Raw genomic sequence first — 15,444 nt, 5'->3', positions numbered from 1 at the left:
ATTAGGATAGAGTAGCAGGAATCCTGCCAAATTTAACCGATCGGTTAAACTTTATACTTATCGAGGATCTGTAATAACGGGAGCAAGATATTCGATCGGGTTAAGCCAATTGGCTTTTTGTTCACCTAGCGTCGAATCGTCGATACGAGACTCATCGGCAAACACGAGACGAATGCCATAATGTAAATGCGGCGGCTTACCTTGCGCGTTGCCGGAGCTGCCAACGGTGCCAATCTGCGTACCCGCTTCGACATAGCGCCCTAGATTTTCTTCAATGGAGTCGAGGTGAGCGTAATAATGCATACGCCAATTAGGCCCAAGCGCCCAGATGTTCTTTCCACCACGTCGGCTATCATTGATAGATAAAATAATGTGATTCGTCGCCGCGACTACTGGCGTGCCACGTTCGGCGAAGATGTCCATACCTTTATGAACCAAAGATTCTCCCCAAGGCTCATACCAGAATGTTTCAGGATGCCAATCACGAGGCGTCGCCCCAACAACCGGCATCACTATCGGCTCTTGCCAATTTTCGTTCGCATGCCAAACAGCGCTAACCATGCCAACAACACCGACAATTAATACGTTGGTTATGATCAATGCTTTACTCATGATGGACTCCGTCTGATTAGGCGTCCTATCACTATCCCTAGACGCTTCCTGTTTCTCAAGGCGAAATAAGGAAGCGCTGTGATCTAACTTTGAAAGCGACGTGGGTTATTCTAGAAAAGCCAATTGCTCATAGGCATTACGGAGCCACACTTTCATGCGCTGGCGTTCAGCAATATTCATGAGGCTGCGGTTATTGGCCACCGCCCAAAAGCTGCTGTTGTTGAAGTCGATCTTCTGAGTCAGCTTACTTTGCAACTTAGGTAACTCAATGATGAACGCATCACGTTGCTGAGCTTTTTTGAAGGTGTCTGATTTTTGGAATCGAGAGAAGTCAGTACCGCGACCCAAGTTTTGTACCACGATAAACTCAAGCTCTGGTTGCTGGTAACGCTCTAGTAGTTGATCAAGTAGCAACACTGAGTCGGCACCGTCGTCCATCACATGCCATAGGCAAACCTGGTAATCCATTTCATCCAATAAACCAAATACATCTGTGTCATCAATCCAGTCACCTAAAGGCTTTGCGGCCTGTGCGGCTAGATCGATGATTAAATCCTTATCTGGGTTGGCTTCCATTGCTTCCAACAGACCATCAAGGCTGTCTTCTTCGCCAATTACCACCGGTGAAGCAAAGTCGCTATAAAAGCGAGAAAACGTGCCGTGTGACGCATCGCAGTCGAAACCTAAAAATGGCAGTTCATGGTCGATGTAATATTGCGCCAGCAAACGCGCCGTCATTGATTTGCCTACACCACCTTTTTCACCACCGACGAAATGTACCTTACCCATGTAACGCTCCCTGTTTGAATGGTTCACAGCCTGACTATACGCATGGCTGTATGACGGAGTGATGACCCCGTGCAATAAACATACAGAGAAGCGCTATAAATAGGAATGCACGATACCAAGTATTCACATGACTCTTGCGCTTTCGCACATGGATCATGGCGGAAAAACCAGAATAAAACTCGTATTAAACATAGTCATTGATCTAAGAACAATGGCTATGTCGAATTAAGGCATGATTCACTGGACGCAGAACAACCCTAGGAATAGTTGAAATCGGTCACATAACATTTGCCCTTAGTGAATGGAGTTAGGCAAGAAAGCTAGAGGCCGATTCAGTTACGCTTACCAAAAAATTAGAATATAATAAAAAATACCACTACACAAAGGAACGCTAGAATTGAAAATTATTTAGCGTGTAAAACTTAAAGGAAAAAAATGAAAGAAAAAATCAAATACTTATCTTCCCCTATTAATAGAGATAGACACATATACTATACGTTTTTTATTGTTTTTTTGTTATATGCTTCTGCGCACTTTATTTTTGGGCTACCGATTGTATTGTCAATGTATTTCACAAACATTATTAAAGCATCTATTTTAACAGGCGCAATTGGATTATTCTTACACTTTATTAAGCTAGTAATAAATAAAGAGAAGCATCCATTATTTAGATACTATGAGATAGCAAAATACCCGATAACTCATTTTAATGAGACAATAAACATACTTTTCATACTTTTTTTTCTTTCGATATTTTTATCTCTATTCACTAATACAAAAGAGTTTTTCCCAAACATAAATAATTTTTATCTCGACTCAACATTATCAACTATTGATTATCATATACATTTTAATCAACACCCATGGGAAATAACTCATTCAATTTTTACTTCTAGCATTTCATCAGGAATAATTAACTTACTTTATAACTTGTGGTTCTTTTTCCTTTGGATATTTTTAATTTATTTTTGCTATTCAACAAAAAAGACGATATTAAGAAAAAACTCAATTATTTGTTTTATTTTGTGCTGGGCTATAAATGGAAACATTTTAGCTACATTATTTTCTTCAGCTGGCCCATGCTTTTACCACCACCTATATGAAAATGAAAAAATTTATGGACAGCTTTTTAACATTCTTACCAAACAAAATTTAGATTTAATTAACAGTGGTAGCTTCCTAAAAATCTGGGCATTAAACACTCAAGAAACTCTATGGTCCTCCTATTCCTCTAACTCATCTATCCTCGGCGGCGGCATTTCTGCAATGCCAAGCATGCATGTATCCATTACTACTTTGATAGCTATTTCTATATCTAATTATAACAAGAAGCTAGGAGTTATTTGTTGGATATACCTAGTTGCAATTCAAGTTGGATCCGTACATTTAGGTTGGCACTACGCTATTGACGGTTATGTATCAATCCTCACTACAGCTTTAATTTGGTATGCGGTTTCAAAATGGACAAAAAAAGCCCCTATCAAAGATAGGGGCTGAGATGAGACACCACAAGCGTGGGTCACATGACGAATCTTAAACGTCTAGGAAATCCATAATCCCTTCAGCGGCTTTACGACCTTCATCAATCGCTGTCACCACTAGGTCAGAGCCGCGCACCATGTCGCCACCCGCGAAGATTTTTTCATTAGTGGTTTGAAACATGAATTTACCGTCTTTTGGTGCCAATACGCGTCCGCGGTTGTCCGTTTCAATGCCGAACTTTTCAAACCAAGGCGCAGGGCTAGGTTGGAAACCAAAGGCCACCAATACGACGTCTGCTGGGATGATTTGCTCGCTGCCTTCAACGATTTCAGCGCTGCGGCGGCCATTGGCATCAGGCTCACCCATTTGTGTTTCAACAACTTTGATGCCTTCTACTTTGCCATCACCAATGATTTCTACTGGCTGACGGTTAAATAGGAACTGTACGCCCTCTTCACGAGCATTTTTCACTTCTTTGCGTGAGCCCGGCATGTTCTCTTCGTCACGGCGGTAAGCACAAGTAACGCTCTTCGCACCCTGACGGATAGACGTACGGTTACAGTCCATCGCGGTATCACCACCACCTAAGACAACCACTTGCTTGCCTTTCATGTTGATGTAATCGTCTTCGCTTTCTTCGAAATCTAAGCAATGGTTCACATTGGAAATCAAGAAGTCTAGAGCATCGTAGACACCTGGTAGGTCTTCACCTGGGAAGCCACCTTTCATGTACTTGTAAGTACCCATGCCTAGGAACACGGCATCGTATTCTTCAAGCAGGTGCTCGAATGGCACATCATCGCCCACACTGGTGCCCAGCACGAACTCAACGCCCATCTCTTCAAAGATTTCGCGGCGACGAGTCATCACAGACTTTTCAAGTTTGAACTCTGGAATACCAAACGTTAGAAGACCACCAATTTCTGGGTTCTTATCGAATACAACAGGCTTCACACCGTTACGAACGAGAATGTCCGCACAAGCAAGACCCGCAGGGCCTGCACCAACGATGGCAACGGTTTTATCAACTGGAACAACCTTTGACATATCTGGGCGCCAGCCCAATGCAAACGCTGTATCAGTGATGTACTTCTCCACAGAGCCGATGGTTACAGCACCGAAACCACCTTCACCTAGTGTACAAGCGCCTTCACATAGGCGGTCTTGCGGACACACTCGACCACACACTTCTGGTAGTGAGTTCGTCTGATGACTAAGTTCTGCTGCTTCCAGAATGTTGCCTTCTGATACCAACTTCAACCAGTTCGGGATGTAGTTGTGTACCGGACATTTCCATTCACAGTATGGGTTACCACACTCTAAACAGCGGTGTGCTTGGCCTTTCGCTTGCGTTTCTTCGAAAGGACGATAAATTTCCACGAACTGAGATTTACGCGTCAGCAGTGGCTTCTTCTTCGGATCTTTACGATCCACTTCAACAAATTGAAATACGTTGTTCAAGCGCTCAGACATAAGCTGCTATCTCCTGTGGCCGCGCTCGGCGCGGCACTCTCTCAAATGGGTCAAACTGGGTTAGGAACGTTCTTCTCTAAAGCTTATTCAGGACGCTGACGAGTGTTCGCCAACAACTGGCCTAAGCTTGCTGCTTTTGGTTTCACTAACCAGAACTTACCGATGTAGTCGTAGAAGTTTTCTAGGATCTCACGGCCCCACTCGCTATCAGTTTCGCGAACATATTCTTCGATCACGCTGCGTAAGTGCGAACGGTATTCTTCAGTCAATTCTGTACCTACACGTTGGATTTCCACCAACTCGTGGTTGTACTTGTCTACGAAGGTACGGTCTAAGTCGAGTACGTAAGCAAAACCACCGGTCATACCTGCACCGAAGTTGTAGCCTGTACTACCTAGCACCGTTACCAGGCCACCTGTCATGTATTCACAACAGTGATCCCCTGCACCTTCGATTACCGCATGACAACCTGAGTTACGTACACCGAAGCGCTCACCGGCAGTACCTGCTGCAAATAATTTACCGCCGGTCGCACCGTATAGACAGGTATTACCAATGATCGCTGACTCTTGTGACTCAAACGCCGAACCTTTTGGTGGACGAACAACTAGCTTACCGCCAGTCATACCTTTACCCACGTAGTCGTTGGCGTCCCCTTCTAGGTACATGTGCAATCCGCCAGCGTTCCATACACCGAATGATTGACCTGCTGTGCCTTTCAGTTGCAAGGTTAATGGTGCATCGACCATACCTTGGTTGCCGTAGCGTTTGGCAATTTCACCAGACAGACGAGCACCAATAGAACGGTCGCAGTTGGTCACATTGAACTCGAACTCACCGCCTTCTTTCTCTTCCACTACCTCTTTAACGGTCTCCCACATCTTCTCAGCCAATAGGCCTTTATCATGAGGCGGGTTAAACGGTACTTGGCAGAATTGAGGCTTGTCTGCTGGGATCGCATCGTTGTTCAAAATTGGCGATAGATCCAAGTTTGCTTGCTTAGAGGTTTCACCTGGTAGCAAGGTCAGTAGATCGGTACGACCAATCAATTCTGCCATGCTAGAAACACCTAACTTAGCCATCCATTGACGCGTGTCTTCAGCCATAAAGCGGAAGAAGTTTTTGATCATTTCTACGGTACCGATAAAGTATTCTTCACGCAGCTTTTCATCCTGCGTTGCCACACCCGTTGCACAGTTGTTCAAGTGACAGATTCGTAGGAACTTACAGCCCATTGCCACCATTGGTGTGGTACCAAAACCGAAGCTTTCAGCACCTAGGATCGCAGCCTTCACCACATCCAGACCTGTTTTCAAACCACCATCTGTTTGCAAGCGAATCTTGCCACGTAGATCGTTAGCACGAAGAGCTTGCTGTGCTTCTGCCAGACCTAGCTCCCATGGAGAGCCCGCATGGCGGATCGATGTGATTGGCGATGCCGCGGTACCACCGTCGTAACCAGAAATAGTGATTAAGTCAGCGTAAGCTTTAGCAACACCAGCAGCGATCGTTCCAACACCTGGCTCAGATACCAGTTTCACTGATACTAGGGCATCTGGATTTACTTGTTTCAAGTCGAAGATCAGCTGTGCCAAGTCTTCGATCGAGTAAATATCGTGGTGTGGTGGTGGTGAAATCAGGGTTACACCTGGTACCGCGTAACGTAGACGAGCAATCAAACCGTTTACTTTACCACCCGGTAGCTGACCACCTTCACCTGGCTTCGCACCTTGCGCGACTTTGATCTGCAGCACTTCTGCGTTCACAAGGTATTCTGGCGTCACACCAAAACGGCCCGATGCGATTTGCTTAATCTTAGAGCGACGTTCTGTACCGTGACGAGCTGGGTCTTCACCACCCTCACCAGAGTTTGAACGACAACCCAATTCATTCATTGCTTGTGCTAGTGCTTCGTGTGCTTCAGGAGACAAGGCACCAAGAGACATACCAGCCGAGTCAAAGCGAGGCAGGATAGCTTCGATTGGTTCAACCTTGTCCAAAGCAATTTCTTTCACGTCTTCTTTGATGCCAAATAAGTCACGTAACATCGAAGCAGGACGTGTGTTAACTAACTCTGCGTACTTAGAGAAATCTTCGAATTTACCACTGCTCACAGAGGTTTGTAGGTTACGAACCACATCCGGGTTAAAGGCATGGTATTCCGCATCGTGTACGTATTTTAGGTAACCGCCTTGCTGGATTGGCTTACGCGCTTTCCAAGCGTTTACAGCAATATTCGCTTGCTCACGCTGGAAGTCTTCAAACGTGGCACCTTGAATACGACTAGCAACACCTTTGAAACACAAATCAACTACTTTGCTATCTAGGCCGACTGCTTCAAAAAGCTGTGCTCCACGGTAGGAAGCAATCGTAGAGATACCCATCTTAGACATGATTTTCATCAGTCCTTTGTTGATGCCTTTACGGTATTTCTGGTGACAAGAAATCGGATCACCTAACACTTCACCTTTATCGATCATATCGTTGATCAAGCGGTAAGATAGGTATGGGTAAACTGCTGTCGCACCAAAGCCTAGTAACACGGCGAACTGGTGTGGATCACGTGCAAAGCCAGTGTCAGCAACGATGTTTGAATCACAGCGCAAGCCTACTTCTGTCAGGTGGTGGTGTACCGCACCTACAGCCATTGGCGCCGGAATCGGCAGCTGACCTTTTTCGAACTCACGGTCCGTCAATACCACAATCACAGCACCATTACGTACGACTTCTTCGGCACTGATTTTTAAGTTACGAACCGCTTGTTCTAAGCTAATTTCGTCAGGATTGTATGTAGTGTTCAAACGTACTAGGCGGAAACGATGATCGTCCAACGCTAATAGTCGGCTGTACTTACGAGCAGACAAGATTGGCGATGACAAGATAATACGATTAGCGTGCTTAGGCGTTTCTTCAAACAAGTTACGTTCAACACCGATCAATGTCTCAAGGGACATTACAACCGACTCGCGCAGTGGGTCGATTGGTGGGTTGGTTACTTGAGCAAACTTCTGACGGAAGTAGTCTGATACCGGACGAGTTTGGCTCGACATAACGGCCATTGGCGTGTCGTCACCCATCGAGCCAACCGCTTCATGACCACTTTCAGCCAATGGACGGAAGATCTGATCGCGTTCTTCAAAAGATACTTGGAACATCTTTTGGTAAGTCGACATTTGTTCAGGGGTAAACGGCACAAACTCCATCGAATGCTCTTGCAATAGAGCCTCGATACGCAAACCTTCTTGCTTCAACCATTTCTTGTATGGGTGAGCAGATTTCAGTTTATTGTTAATGTCGTCCGTGTGCAGCACTTTACCGTTTTGCGTGTCCACAACCAACATTTGGCCAGGACCAACACGACCTTTAGACACAACGTCTTCGGCTTTGTAATCGTAAGTACCGATTTCAGATGCCAGTGTGATGTAACCATTCTTAGTCACCACCCAACGGGCAGGACGCAAACCGTTACGGTCCAACATACAGATCGCGTGGCGACCATCAGTCATAACAAGACCTGCTGGGCCATCCCATGGTTCCATGTGCATTGAGTTAAACTCATAGAATGCACGCAGCTCAGGATCCATGTTCTCTACGTTTTGCCATGCTGGTGGAATGATCATACGTGCTGCACGGAAGATATCCATGCCGCCAGTGACCAACAGCTCCAACATGTTATCCATAGAAGACGAGTCTGAACCCGTTAGGTTAACAATTGGTTGAAGGTCCGCTAATTCAGGGATCAAAGGAGAACGCAGTTTGCTACCACGTGCGATCGCCCAGTTACGGTTACCGTCGATCGTGTTGATCTCACCATTGTGAGCCACCATGCGGAACGGTTGTGCCAACGGCCATTTAGGCAACGTGTTGGTTGAGAAACGCTGGTGGAATACACAGATGGCGGTTTTTAGTTTTTCATTACCTAGATCTTTATAAAAAGTAGGTAAATCAACTGGCATCATTAAGCCTTTGTACGCCAACACTTTGTCAGACAAAGAACAGATGTAGAAGTTTTCGTATTCAGCTAGCTCGATTTCAGTGCGGCGACGGGCAACGAAAAGACGAGTGGCGAACGTGCGTGCATCAAGACGGTTACTGTCGACAAACACTTGTTCAATGCGTGGTAGGCAATCCATCGCAATCGTACCTAAGCAAGAAGGATCTACTGGCACATCACGCCAGCCCACTACATTTAACCCTTCTGTTTCTAGTTGCTTGGTTAACGCATCGCGTTGTTTCTCAGCCAGCGCTTCGTCTTGGTCCAAAAACACCATACCCACACCGTATAGGTCGGAGAATACATGATTGAACAAAGTCTTAGCTTCTTCACGCAAGAACGCATCAGGCTTTTGAATTAATAGACCACAACCGTCACCGGTTTTTCCGTCGGCAGCAATACCACCACGGTGTGTCATACAGGTTAAAGATTCGATTGCGGTTTTTAAAAGGTCGTGACTAGACGTACCTTCCATATGAGCGATTAGGCCAAACCCACAGTTGTCTTTGAACTCGCCAGGACGATAAAGGCCTGCATTCATACACCAACTCCCACAGTTAAAACGTAGAAAACTCTACTCGATTTACTTCATATAACGTTAGGTGGGGGTGCCTCAGAAGGGCATGAGAAATGGTTGTAATATACCCACCTAACCATTCAAACTGAGGGCCATACTACTCTGGGCTCTGGGATCGCTCAAACTTCAAGCATGGTCAAATGGGGCAAAATGGGGCTTTTTTGTCATCAAATAAGAACCGTTCTCATAGTAAAGTAGAATTATCTATGGTTCGCTGATTTGCAGACAGAAAATTCCTCTGACTTACATTGGAATTCAGAGAAATATGGTTTTTTTTACTTATTTCTCTTTTTTTTTATCAAAATGCGACGGAAATCATGCATTAAAAGTGCAAAAACACCTTTTTTGTACAAAAAACATGCAGATTAAGGAGTGCCAGTTTTCTGGATATCCTGCTGAATGCCACGCACACTTCGCGCCCAAGGATTTAAACTGCGCAACGCTTGTGGCAAGTTCTCAACCGCGGCAATGGCTTCACTGCGATTACGGTATTCGCCATAGACAACCACATACCATTCTCTGCCGTTATGAAGCGCTTGAAAGTAACTAAATGCGGATAAGCTACCCTGATCCCGAATAAAATCCTGTACCGTGTCTTTATTATGGGTACCTAATAACTGAAGTGTATAGCGGTTGGGATTGCGCTCTAACCAAGCTCGGGTTTTATCAAACGGATCGGCTGCGACAGTTTGCTTAACAGGGACAGGTTCTGGGACCTCAGGTTCTGCGGGTTGCAAAACAGGCGTGGTTTGTACGGGAGTACTCGGCTCAGAGACTACAGAGTCTTGATTAGGCGTCGTAAGCCGGATGGGAGCCGTGGTTATATTAGTATTCTCAGAACGATTGGCCGAAGCACTATTCGATTGTTCCGCAGCGGGCTGAAGTGCTTCAGCGGGAATAGGAGGCAATGATACAGGAGTTTCCTGACCAATCTGGCGTTGCATCGCTTCAATCCGCGCCAATGTCTCAGAACTTGCTTGTCTTGGCGCATTCTGCGCGATTGGCGCAATACTGGTACTGTTGCTTACCGGTGTGGCGTCGTCTTCGCCATCACTAAAAATCACTGCGACCAATATCCCCAGCATAATGATCGACATCAGCGCCATGTGTACCAAAGGGAAACCAAATGATCCACCTAAGCGCACCCAAGAGCGCTTATCACTGGCACTGGACTCCCCAGGTTTGCCTTCTCCCATCATCGCCAAAGCGATCTGGTTAATGGCGCCAGGCAAACCTGCAGACTGCTGGTAAATTTTCTTTATCTGGCGTTCATTGAACGGCAGGTTGATACCACCACCGATGGCACGTACACGATGTAATAAGTACGCTCGCGTTTGTTCTAAGGTATAAGGCGCGAGGGCCAACTCATGACTTAATTGCTCATAACGACTGCGCTGATAGCTGTCTAAATTGCGTGCAATTGAGTGCTCTGTAAACAAAGCCACATGAGGCACTTCCTGGGATTCCGTGGCTAAAGACATCATGTCCATCAGCATAGTCACAGCATCCGTATTCAGCTCATGGGCATTATCGATCAAGATAATCGCCTTCTGCCCTTTTGCTTCCATATCATGGGCAAACTTAAGCAGCGGCCCAAAAGAGGTGTCACCACCTCTATTTTCAAGGACATCGGCATAGCCTTGATAGATAGCTTGTAACAGCTGTCCCGCGGTCATCAACATGGAAGCTTTGACGTGGCTAATGACGGCCGAGTCATGTTGCAGACGCATAAATTCCTGCAAGAAGCGGGTCTTTCCGCTACCACTGGCGCCTTTTACAACAGATAAGAGGTTAGAATAGCGACTTAAGTGCTCCAGCATGCTCAGTTGCTGGTTACGTTCTTCGCTAGAAAAGTAGACTTGAGAATCATTGGAGCCAAACGGATTCCTCAGCATCACTTTTGGTTGCTGATCTAAGGCTTCCTCCAGATTGAACTGAAAGTTTGGCTCCGCCATGCATGTCCTCAGAGTATCAGTTAAATGATTAAGCGCTTGCTGCTTCTATCGCGTCATCTAAACAAGCGTTGAAGTCTTCCATAGCAAAGTCAGACGTAACGTACGCGTCTCCCAATGCCTGCAACAGTATTAAACGTAAACTACCATCCAGTACTTTTTTGTCCAACAGCATTCTTTCAATAAACGCTTCTCGACTCATCCCTTTTGGTGGTAACACTGGCAAATTGGCTTTTGCTAGCAGATTCACACTGCGTTCAACATCTGACTCGGTCAGGCTACCTAAACGCCAAGATAAATCCACGGCTAACACAGTACCAGCAGCAACCGCTTCGCCATGCAACCAATTACCGTAGCCCATTTCTGTTTCAATGGCGTGCCCGAAGGTATGACCCAAATTTAAGATAGCGCGAATGCCGCCTTCTTTTTCATCTTGTGCAACAACTTCCGCCTTGGCGCGACAAGACTCATAGATGGCGTGGGTGATTTTCTCACTATCCAGCGTCATTAAATCGTCAATATTGTCTTCCAACCAAGAAAAGAATGGCGCATCGCAAATTAGGCCGTACTTGATCACTTCAGCCATACCAGCCGAAAGTTCACGCGCTGGCAATGAGTTCAAGGATTCCGTATCAATAATGACTGCCTGTGGCTGATAAAAAGCACCGATCATATTCTTACCCAACGGGTGATTCACACCGGTCTTACCACCGACAGAGGAATCCACTTGCGACAGGAGCGTCGTTGGCACCTGAATAAAAGGCACACCGCGTTGATAGGTTGCTGCCGCAAACCCTGCCATATCACCCACGACACCACCACCTAGAGCAATCACAGTCGTGGTACGATTATGTTTGGCTTCCAGCAATGCAGACATAATCTGTTCATAAGTGGCCAAAGTTTTATACTTCTCACCATCTGGTAACACGCAAGTATCGACTTGATACTCATCGCCCAACAGTGCGACCAACTCTGCCAAATAAATGTCTGCAACCGTAGTATTCGTTACGATCATCACTTGCTTACCATGAATCGCATCACGGAAAAGCTGCTTTTGATGACGAATACCAGAACCAATGTAAATCGGGTAACTTCGGTCTCCTAAATCGACCGTCAGAGTTCGCATGCGTTTAAACCTCCGCCGCTAAATGCTTTTTAATCGCGTCCATAACTTTATTTGCCACCGTTTTAGGGTGACGAGAGTCCGTCTCTACAATGACCGATGCCACGTCGCGATACAATGGGTCTCGGATTGAAAATAGACGACTCAAGATTTCTTTCGGGTTACCTTGTTTTAGAAGTGGGCGATGATTGCTTTTCGAGGTTCGCTGTAATTGCTGGGCAACCGATGCAAATAAGTAAACAACTAAAGGCTGGTGCTTAAGCAGGTGACGATTTTCCTCTTTCATCACGATGCCACCACCAGTAGCTAATACAATCGGCTGTTGGTCTTCATCCAACATGCTTTGCAACGTCTGCGTTTCTCGACGGCGAAACCCTTCTTCCCCTTCTTTTTCGAAAATCCAAGGAATATCTGCACCAGCTTTTTCTTCAATCACCCGATCAGAATCGAAAAATTCTCTGTCCAGCTGCTGTGACAGAAGGCGTCCAATGGTTGTTTTCCCTGCCCCCATTGGGCCAACTAATATAATTGTCGGGGCGTTAGTCATGTTTTTAATACTTCGAAGTTAACTGTTTTCGGCTATTGCCTAGTTTACCGACATTTTTAGCAGTTTTGGCGTAATAAATACAAGTAGTTCCCTTTTTTCTTGTTGTTCGGTCCGCTGTCGAAACAAACCACCTAATAAAGGTACATCTCCGAGCACTGGAACCTTGTTAATCGTTACTAACTGTTCTTCACGAAAAATCCCGCCCAAAACCAGCGTCTCGCCACTATTCACTACCACTTGAGTTTGCACACGATTGGTTTCTAAGCTGGGAACGCCATTCACCATATCCCCTACCGAGTCTTGATGGATTTTTAGATTCAGCAATAAGGTCGTCGCATCTTTTACTTCTGGCGTAACCTCTAATATGAGGCCAGCTTGGCGAAACTCGACACTTAAATTGTCATCATTCATCACTTGATAAGGCACTTCAGTACCCGACTCGATGCGTGCCGATTGGCCTTCTGAGGTCACAACTTTAGGTCTTGCGATGATGTTCGCAGAGCCATTTCTTTCTAACCAATCCAACGTTGCGGATAAATTCACCACACCAGAGCGCTCTGTCATACCAAGAGAGATAGGCGCAGACGCAATCCCTAAAGCAGCGTTCGCAACAACTCCTTGCTGAGCGCCGTCCAAAAGGTTCGCTTGCCAGTTCACCCCTAATTGCTCTTGAATCGTATTATTCACTTGTACAATTTCCGCTGCTATCTCTATCTGTCGAACTGGGCTATCTAACCATGCTAGTGATTCTTCTAATACTTCAGAGTCACCACAGTAACTGGTCATCAACGCATTCGTACGAATATCAATGATCACTTTAATATCGGAAAAGAAATGTTGTACATGCGCACCAACTTGAGCTGCTTTGGCATGTTTCAAATTCCAAATTCTATGTGCGCAATTAGGGGAGGCGGAAACGGTCTCTGTGATTGACGACTCAATTCGTGGCGTTAAGATGGCAATGGTATCTTGCCATTGCAAAGACAATTGTCTCTGCTGAGCCACCGCGGACAATACTTGCTCCCATGTTGCATCACGAATAGAAACAGTAATGTCCCCATCAATTTCTGGGTCAATCACTACACTGCTGTTTAACTTCGCTGCCAGTTGCGGCAGTACTTGCTGTAATGGCTGTTGTCTGACAAACACATCTAAGGCAAAACACTGTTGTGTAGCATTCAAGAAAACTAATAAACAAATCACAGATAAATTCTTAAACATTAAGGCTCTCCCTGCTCAGAGTGTTTATGGTATTTCTTTGTTAACAGCAACTGACGGTGCTTTCCTTGGATATTAGATAAGGTTATGTACTCTGGTTCTATGTGAGTAATTGTGGCTTGTAACGCTGGAAGCCATTGCCCAATTGGATACCACGCTTCCTGTCCGTCTACTTTTATTAATGCAGTGGCCTTAGGAGTATAAAGCGTTGTGAGTAGCTCACCGGCACGAGGCCAAGCAGATTGTTCGTCAATCGGCAGCCAATTTTGTTCTGGCTTTAATGTCGCAGGTTTACAAAAGAACCATGTTAGATCAGCTTCCCATTGGTCGTTATACCTGCGCCAAGACGCATTTTTGAGCTGAAGCCAATGTTCCTTTTGTAGATCAGTGAATGTTCGGTTCCAATCGGATAAACTCATCGTATCCTGTATGCGTAATCCCACAACATAGGAATCCTCATAGATTAATGTTGCGTGATAACGTAGAGCGAGTGCTTTTATCGAGCGGATAATCACTTGCCATTGAGTTTCCGAACGCTGCCACTTTTGTTGTGATTGATAACGCTCCTCATGTAGCTGAAACAAAGTGGTGACACCCCAAAGCATAATGATCAGCTCAATCAAGATAATCCATAGCCATTTATTAGATGTCATAGTTTGTGCTGCAATAAATTTTCTCATTGCCACACCTCACCATTGAGTTTGACCGCTAGTGGTGGCAAAGAAGATGGCCAGTTTTCATACCAAAGTATGAGTTCAGATGCAGGGCCCGTCAGTTCAAGACGAACGTAATTAGATTGAAAGTCAATATGCTCTAATCGCATCGTTCTTGGTAGCGCTCGGATATAAAGTAAACCGGTATTAATGATGGCCGCAGAGGGCTCAGGCCAGCCCCAATGAAATCGCTCGACACGAGCAGGCATATCCAGCCAAAGATAACTTGCTCCAACACCTCCAAGTGTTGTCAGCAGTAAAAAAATCCCTATCAGTCTACGATATTGCTTGTTTTGCTGTTGCAGCTGAAGATAGCTCTCACTATAGGGATGGAAGACAACTGTACGGCGATTATGAACACCCTCTCCGCCAAGCTTACTCAGACGAAAAAGTCTCTCACTAGCAATGTTTCGCACCCCCAATTGCTTTAATTTTTTGAAGTAAGTAACCGGCAACACAGCAATATAAAGTGTATAAGGGGCTTTATCTTTGTCCTGATAATAGCTTAATAGATGCTCCTTTTCTGAATACGATATTGCTAACTGTGCATAAGCATGTGCAGCCATTCCAAGCAATTTCGCAGGTAGAATTTCTTCAAGAGGATGTTGATAAGTTTGCAGCCAACAATCGGGTAGCAAGAGTGTTGATACGGCGGAGTTTTGCTGGCGCAGCGCATTTATCAACTGAGCGAAGTCCGCTTCAACAGCACTTGAATCAGAATGAAATGCTGGTTCCATTTCGCCAGAAAAAGCGCTTGTTAGCGTTTTTCTTGACATGTAACACCAAGAGCCTTCGTATAGCAGAAAATAACTAGGGCGAATAAATACAGACATGTCTTCCTCCATGAATCGATGTCATTTTTTCTAAATCTAATCGCTAAGTAGCTTATCAGAAAAATACTTTTCAGCATTGATCATCATATCTTTACAAGAAGATAACACGAAAATTCCCTTCCACAAGTCTC

The 15,444-nt window shown here is 45.3% G+C and carries 11 protein-coding genes; 1 reads left to right on the top strand and 10 read right to left on the bottom strand.

Translation table 11 applies throughout. From position 1 onward, the window contains the following. Positions 1-57 precede the first annotated feature (57 nt). Both ACXAC1_RS09640 and ACXAC1_RS09635 read right to left on the bottom strand, forming a co-directional pair. Positions 58-612 (bottom strand): M23 family metallopeptidase, encoded by a 555-nt coding sequence (locus ACXAC1_RS09640; protein ID WP_475061294.1) that lies wholly within the window; start codon positions 610-612, stop codon positions 58-60. Positions 613-717: 105 nt separating this feature from the next. Continuing rightward, on the bottom strand, positions 718-1,401 hold the full coding sequence (locus tag ACXAC1_RS09635) for a P-loop NTPase family protein (protein ID WP_228190578.1): 684 nt from the start codon (positions 1,399-1,401) through the stop codon (positions 718-720). Between the two features lie 435 nt (positions 1,402-1,836). Between ACXAC1_RS09635 and ACXAC1_RS09630 the strand changes: the two genes are divergently transcribed. Next, positions 1,837-2,898 carry a phosphatase PAP2 family protein gene (locus ACXAC1_RS09630; protein WP_475061292.1) on the top strand — a complete coding sequence of 354 codons (1,062 nt, stop codon included), beginning with the start codon at positions 1,837-1,839 and terminating at the stop codon, positions 2,896-2,898. Between the two features lie 36 nt (positions 2,899-2,934). Here the strand turns inward: ACXAC1_RS09630 and ACXAC1_RS09625 are convergent, their stop codons facing one another. From ACXAC1_RS09625 to ACXAC1_RS09590, 8 genes are all read right to left on the bottom strand, one after another. Continuing rightward, on the bottom strand, positions 2,935-4,356 hold the full coding sequence (locus ACXAC1_RS09625) for an FAD-dependent oxidoreductase (RefSeq protein ID WP_199462616.1): 1,422 nt from the start codon (positions 4,354-4,356) through the stop codon (positions 2,935-2,937). An 83-nt stretch (positions 4,357-4,439) separates the two neighbouring features. Beyond that, positions 4,440-8,891: a glutamate synthase large subunit gene (gene gltB, locus ACXAC1_RS09620; protein WP_475061291.1), complete on the bottom strand. Its 4,452-nt coding sequence runs from the start codon at positions 8,889-8,891 to the stop codon at positions 4,440-4,442. Positions 8,892-9,292: 401 nt separating this feature from the next. Then, entirely contained in the window at positions 9,293-10,882 is a 1,590-nt protein-coding gene (locus tag ACXAC1_RS09615) for an AAA family ATPase (protein WP_475061289.1), read from the bottom strand. Between the two features lie 28 nt (positions 10,883-10,910). Further along, positions 10,911-12,005 carry a 3-dehydroquinate synthase gene (gene aroB, locus ACXAC1_RS09610; protein WP_475061288.1) on the bottom strand — a complete coding sequence of 365 codons (1,095 nt, stop codon included), beginning with the start codon at positions 12,003-12,005 and terminating at the stop codon, positions 10,911-10,913. A 4-nt stretch (positions 12,006-12,009) separates the two neighbouring features. Beyond that, positions 12,010-12,549 carry a shikimate kinase AroK gene (gene aroK, locus ACXAC1_RS09605; RefSeq protein ID WP_475061287.1) on the bottom strand — a complete coding sequence of 180 codons (540 nt, stop codon included), beginning with the start codon at positions 12,547-12,549 and terminating at the stop codon, positions 12,010-12,012. Positions 12,550-12,588: 39 nt separating this feature from the next. Then, on the bottom strand, positions 12,589-13,770 hold the full coding sequence (locus ACXAC1_RS09600; protein WP_475061285.1) for a type IV pilus secretin PilQ: 1,182 nt from the start codon (positions 13,768-13,770) through the stop codon (positions 12,589-12,591). Further along, positions 13,770-14,447, bottom strand: coding sequence for a hypothetical protein (locus ACXAC1_RS09595; RefSeq protein WP_475061283.1), 678 nt, complete (start codon positions 14,445-14,447; stop codon positions 13,770-13,772). Before ACXAC1_RS09595 ends, ACXAC1_RS09600 begins: the two co-directional genes overlap by 1 nt. Continuing rightward, positions 14,444-15,313 (bottom strand): hypothetical protein, encoded by an 870-nt coding sequence (locus tag ACXAC1_RS09590; protein ID WP_475061281.1) that lies wholly within the window; start codon positions 15,311-15,313, stop codon positions 14,444-14,446. The genes ACXAC1_RS09595 and ACXAC1_RS09590 overlap by 4 nt, the downstream gene beginning before the upstream one ends. Positions 15,314-15,444 lie beyond the last annotated feature (131 nt).

The organism is Marinomonas sp. AWM4_232 (assembly GCF_056158325.1).
Note: the sequence above shows the minus strand (reverse complement) of the source record. Positions and strands in the feature narration are given on the sequence as shown.

Coding starts and splice junctions, on each gene's coding strand:
- ACXAC1_RS09640 (WP_475061294.1), bottom strand. CDS start 612: ATGAGTAAAGCATTGATCATAACCAACGTATTAATTGTCGGTGTTGTT.
- ACXAC1_RS09635 (WP_228190578.1), bottom strand. CDS start 1,401: ATGGGTAAGGTACATTTCGTCGGTGGTGAAAAAGGTGGTGTAGGCAAA.
- ACXAC1_RS09630 (WP_475061292.1), top strand. CDS start 1,837: ATGAAAGAAAAAATCAAATACTTATCTTCCCCTATTAATAGAGATAGA.
- ACXAC1_RS09625 (WP_199462616.1), bottom strand. CDS start 4,356: ATGTCTGAGCGCTTGAACAACGTATTTCAATTTGTTGAAGTGGATCGT.
- gltB (WP_475061291.1), bottom strand. CDS start 8,891: ATGAATGCAGGCCTTTATCGTCCTGGCGAGTTCAAAGACAACTGTGGG.
- ACXAC1_RS09615 (WP_475061289.1), bottom strand. CDS start 10,882: ATGGCGGAGCCAAACTTTCAGTTCAATCTGGAGGAAGCCTTAGATCAG.
- aroB (WP_475061288.1), bottom strand. CDS start 12,005: ATGCGAACTCTGACGGTCGATTTAGGAGACCGAAGTTACCCGATTTAC.
- aroK (WP_475061287.1), bottom strand. CDS start 12,549: ATGACTAACGCCCCGACAATTATATTAGTTGGCCCAATGGGGGCAGGG.
- ACXAC1_RS09600 (WP_475061285.1), bottom strand. CDS start 13,770: ATGTTTAAGAATTTATCTGTGATTTGTTTATTAGTTTTCTTGAATGCT.
- ACXAC1_RS09595 (WP_475061283.1), bottom strand. CDS start 14,447: ATGAGAAAATTTATTGCAGCACAAACTATGACATCTAATAAATGGCTA.
- ACXAC1_RS09590 (WP_475061281.1), bottom strand. CDS start 15,313: ATGTCTGTATTTATTCGCCCTAGTTATTTTCTGCTATACGAAGGCTCT.